The 5,240-nt window shown below is 53.7% G+C and carries 3 protein-coding genes and 1 pseudogene; 2 read left to right on the top strand and 2 right to left on the bottom strand.

The features are described 5' to 3' along the window. Window positions 1–30: 30 nt before the first annotated feature. Both HMPREF3096_RS07575 and HMPREF3096_RS07570 read right to left on the bottom strand, forming a co-directional pair. Window positions 31–987, bottom strand: a pseudogene (locus tag HMPREF3096_RS07575) (glycoside hydrolase family 43 protein); the annotation flags it as partial. 58 nt (window positions 988–1,045) lie between these two features. Then, window positions 1,046–2,485, bottom strand: coding sequence for an MFS transporter (locus tag HMPREF3096_RS07570; protein WP_074193553.1), 1,440 nt, complete (start codon window positions 2,483–2,485; stop codon window positions 1,046–1,048). 426 nt (window positions 2,486–2,911) lie between these two features. Between HMPREF3096_RS07570 and xylA the strand changes: the two genes are divergently transcribed. Together xylA and HMPREF3096_RS07560 are read left to right on the top strand one after the other, a co-directional pair. Beyond that, a complete protein-coding gene (xylA, locus tag HMPREF3096_RS07565; protein WP_032731853.1) occupies window positions 2,912–4,231 on the top strand; it encodes a xylose isomerase in 1,320 nt (439 codons plus the stop codon). 269 nt (window positions 4,232–4,500) lie between these two features. After that, the coding region (locus tag HMPREF3096_RS07560) for a carbohydrate porin (RefSeq protein WP_141749325.1) at window positions 4,501–5,240 on the top strand (740 nt) is incomplete at its 3' end.

Genomic DNA, 5,240 nt, shown 5'->3' with positions numbered 1-5,240 from the left:
TACCCGAAATCTGATTTATTCAACAAAGCCCCCTTCGACGAAGGTTTTCCCGCCGTGACCGCCTTCAATACGCGGCCAGCCCTCGTCGTCCCAGTATACTTTCTGGATCGCGGTTTCCCGGCCGAGGGTTGACCAGCCGCGCGGGTCGTAGATGGATTCCCCCGGGCGATTCCACGGCCGGGCGCAGAGCGAAGCGTAATACCATTCGCCTCCCGGGGTGGAGACCAGCGCGCCATGTCCCTGTTTCTGGATGTAGCTGTCCGGGGTATCGACGTTGGTTAAGAACACGTCGCCCGGCTCGGTTTCGAAGCTGTCGGCCTCGAGGGTTTTCGACCGCGCCACCACCTCCTGGTGGGTAAACACGGTGCCGCCCTGGGCGGCAAACAGATAGTAATAACCGTTCAGTTTATAGAGGTGCGGCCCCTCGACCAGCGCCACGGCGGTGCCGCGGTAGATGGTGCGCGCGGTTTCCGGCATTAACTTCAGCGTGTTGGTATCCAGCTCCGTTAAGGTAATGCCATCGAAGGGGTGATGGTACTCCCGGTGATCCCAGGTTTGCTGGACGATATATTTCCGGCCATCGTCGTCATGGAACAGCGAGGCGTCAAACCCGACACCGTTCAGCTTGATCGGGTCGCTCCACGGGCCCCGAATATCCTTCGCGGTAGTCAGGTAGTTGGTCATGTCTTTAAAGGCGCCTTCGGTGACCTTCACATCGGTATACACCAACCAGAATTGCCCATCGGCCCAGGAGAGCGCCGGCGCCCAAATGCCGCCGGAGGAGGGGTTGCCCTTCATGTCCAGCAGGGTGGTGGTGGAGAGCGGCGAAGGCAGCAGGTTCCAGTTTTTCAGGTCTTTCGACTCATGTAAACGCACGCCCGGGAACCACTCAAACGTCGAGTTGGCAATATAGTACGTATCCTCGACGCGAATAATACTGGGGTCGGCATTAAAGCCGCGTAATATCGGGTTTTGAATAAGTGACATTTCATTACACCTTTTAAAATGGAAAGTGACGAATCGGTCTGATTTATAATTTTTTTAACTACACGCGGATCTCATCCAGCTGACGGTTAATGTCGGTAACATGTTTATCGGAGATCGGATAAACCTGAATAATCACCATCGAAATAGCGGCCAGCGCGATCGGGATCCACACCGCGGTCATAATGATCCCGTCGATGGCGCTGGCGCTCTGCACGGCGCCGCTTTCATTAAATCCATACACCGCCAGCAGCCACAGCGGGATCGCGCCGCCGATGGTGAAGCCGATCTTGAAGAAGAGTCCCATAATGGCATTGATAATGGCGGCATTGCGTTTGCCAGATTTTAATTCGCCGTACGCGATGACTTCCGGTACCAGCGCCCACATAAAGCCGGTGGCGGAAGTTAAGCCCCACTGTTTAATAAAGGTGGCGATGTAGGCCAGCCACAGGGCGTCGTGCATCCCTTCGCGTGACCAGACGTAGGTCAGCAGTTCGCCGACAATGAACATGGCGAGGAACAGATGGAAGAAGCCTTTTTTACCAAAGATTTTTTTCAGTTTCGGCCAGAACACCGGGAAGGCGATGCCGGGAATAGACGCGACGAGACCCACGGCGCCCATCCATTCGGAATGGCCGACGACGAACTGGTTGAAGAAGCCGTTAACGGTGTTCATGAAGAACATGAAGGTAAAGGCCAGCATAAAGAACATGCCGAGAATAACCAGCGGGCGGTTATGTCTGAGTTCGTGGAAAAGGTCGGTGGTTTTGACGTTGGCGGTCTGCTCGGCGGTCGCGACAACGCGTTCTTTGGTGAATTTATAACAAATAAACAGGGCCACCGCGCCGATGATCATATAGATGGCGTACACGCCAAACCAGGCGTAGTTCGCCGACGGATCGGTATAGTTGCCGAGATTCAGCTCAAGGCCAAAAAAGCCGGTGTCTTTCAGGCTGCGATCTTTCGGCGCCGCCATCTGCACAAACATCGGGAACAGGGTATAGACCAGCAGGTTGGCGCTGTTGGCCAGCATCATGCGGGTACTGGTCAGCTTATCGATCGATTCCGGGTCGCGGGTCAGTGACGCATTCAGCGAGCCATAGGGAATATTGACTAAGGAATAAACCAGGTCCAGCGCCAGATAAATAATAAAGGCGAAAGCCACCGAACCTTTCACCCCAGGGATGGGCGCGAACAGTAATGCCGACAGGATCACCAGCGGAACGCCGGCTCGTAACAGCCACGGACGATATTTCCCCGCTTTCGAGGTTCGTTTATCCACGTAGGTTCCGACCATCGGATCCCAAAACACATTAATGATACGGACAAAAAGAAAAATAAAGCCTGCCGTTGCCGTGCTGATGGTATTTACCGTCAGCATATGCAAAGCCAGAAAACCCCCAATTGTGCCGAAAACCAGGTTTTGCGCAAAGTCGCCCATGCCATAACCAATTCGTTCTCCACGGGTTAATTTATGATATTCATCATGCCGACTGTGCATTATGTTTTTACTCATTCTAAGCAGACTCCGGTTTGTTTTGTGTAGGTGAAACACTTTCTGACACAGTTGACCTGGAAGAATCTATTACGTTTTTAAATTACGTAATTATGTTTTTTTACTTCTGTGATCCTCGAAGCAAAGGCCTGTATCGCCTGCGTTGAACCGTTATCCGCCGCTAATTTTTTGGCAGGCAGGCATTGTGACAAAACCGGCATTTTAATTTGGTATGGATACCTGAATTCCCCAGGAAGTGTACGCTATACGCGCGCGAAGCGAGATATTTAAAATAGTTTTATTTGCGAGATGGCTCACATTTGAGCATTTTCTCAATCGCCGAGTGAAATAACGTAATTGAGCAACCGACGATGAGAATACACGATGTGTCACAGTTGTTAATTTTCCTGTTTCTCAATTTCGGAGTTCATCATGCAAACCTATTTCGACCAGGTTGATCGCGTTCGCTTTGCCGGACCCAAAACCGATAATCCGCTGGCGTTTCGCCACTATAATCCGGATGAAATCGTGCTGGGAAAACGCATGGCCGATCATCTGCGTTTTGCCGCCTGTTATTGGCATAACTTCTGCTGGAATGGCGCGGATATGTTTGGCGCCGGCTCGTTTGAGCGTCCCTGGCAGGCCGCGGGCGATGCGCTGGAAATGGCCAAACGCAAAGCGGACGTAGCGTTTGAATTTTTCTACAAGCTCAACGTGCCGTATTACTGCTTCCACGATGTCGACGTCTCGCCAGAAGGCGCGTCGCTGAAAGAATATTTGCATAATTTCGCCATCATGACCGAGGTGCTGGCGGAGAAACAGCAGCAAACCGGCGTGAAACTGCTCTGGGGCACCGCCAACTGCTTTACCCACCCGCGTTACGGCGCCGGGGCGGCGACCAACCCCGATCCGGAGGTGTTTGCCTGGGCGGCCACGCAGGTAGTGACCGCCATGAACGCCACCCACCAGCTCGGCGGCGAAAACTATGTGCTGTGGGGCGGCCGCGAAGGTTACGAGTCGCTGCTGAATACCGACCTGCGCCAGGAGCGTGAGCAGATTGGCCGCTTCCTGCAGATGGTGGTGGAGCACAAGCATAAGATTGGCTTTGGTGGCGCGCTGCTTATCGAGCCGAAACCGCAGGAGCCCACAAAGCATCAGTACGATTACGATGTCGCGACGGTGTATGGTTTCCTGAAGCAGTTTGGTCTGGAAAATGAGATCAAGGTGAACATTGAAGCTAACCACGCCACCCTGGCGGGGCACTCTTTCCACCATGAAATCGCCAGCGCCATCGCGCTGGGGATCTTTGGCTCCGTTGATGCCAACCGCGGCGATGCGCAGCTCGGCTGGGATACGGACCAGTTCCCGAACAGCGTGGAAGAAAATACCCTGGTGATGTACGAGATCCTCAAAGCCGGGGGATTCACCACCGGCGGCCTGAACTTTGACGCCAAAGTTCGTCGGCAGAGCATCGACAAATACGACATGTTCTATGGCCATATTGGCGCCATGGACGTGATGGCGCTGTCCCTTAAGCTGGCCGCGCGCATGATTGAGGATGGTAAGCTCGATCAGGGTCTGGCAAAACGCTATGCCGGCTGGAAGGGCGAGCTGGGGCAGAAAATTATGACCGGGCAGATGTCGCTGGATAATATTGCCCGATACGCTGAGCAGCATAATCTGAATCCGCAGCATCAGAGCGGGCGTCAGGAATTACTCGAAAATCTCGTCAATACCTATATCTTTGGTTAAATTTTGCTGACATGCCCCTGCGGGGGCATGTATTACGCCGTCTGCCTGCAGCCGAAAAATAGCGTTTATTGGTTCGTGCTGTGTTTTTTGTCAGTGGCGAAAGACCACCTGTTTAATATCAGCGAAGGAGGGAAAGTAGCGATAATTGTGTAGTGCCTCTGTGACCGTACAAAATAAAAAATAACTTGTTCTGATGATAGCGACATATTCTGTCAGCTCAGAATAGGCTGGTTATTGTCTGAATAAAATTAACCTATATTGAGAAACTCATGACAATGATAAAAAAGCTTCCATTAACCATGGCGGTTATCGCCGCGTTTTTTCCGCTTACCTCTGTAATGGCGCAAGAATTTACTCAGGAACAGATCGACGCCATCGTCGCCAAAGCCGTTGATAAAGCGCTGGCCGACCGCCAGGCAAAAATCGACGCCGCGGCCAACAAAAAGGTCGATGTGATCACCAACCCGCAGACCACCGCAGCCTCGCCGGATATGGCCATTCCGTTCGGCCTCAAGTTCAGCGGCTATGCCCGCTATGGCGCCCACTTCCAGACCGGCGACCAGAAATATGTCGGCGTCGACGGCTCCTATAACGGCGCCTCGGCGATCGGCCGTCTCGGCAACGAAAGCAACGGCGGCGAATTCCAGATCAGCAAGGCCTTCAAAAGCGCGCAGGGGGCTATCTGGGATCTCAACGTGATGTTCGACCACTGGAGCGACGAAGTTAACCTGAAGAAGGCCTACGTCGGCGTCACCAACGTCCTCGACTCCAACCCCAACGCCTATCTCTGGGCCGGCCGCGACTTCCACCAGCGCCCGCAACAGGGGATCAACGACTACTTCTGGATGAACCACGACGGTCAGGGCGCGGGGGTGAAGAACTTCGATATCGGCGGCGTGCAGTTCGACGTGGCGACGGTGTCGCAGGTGAAATCCTGTAGCCCGGAAGTGATGGCCGATGAAACCAACCCGTCGCGCATCACCTGTACCGGCAGCTCCGATACCGGCGA

Origin of the sequence: Klebsiella sp. HMSC25G12 (assembly GCF_001807705.1) — a bacterium.
Lineage (GTDB): Bacteria > Pseudomonadota > Gammaproteobacteria > Enterobacterales > Enterobacteriaceae > Klebsiella > Klebsiella variicola.
Note: the sequence above shows the minus strand (reverse complement) of the source record. Positions and strands in the feature narration are given on the sequence as shown.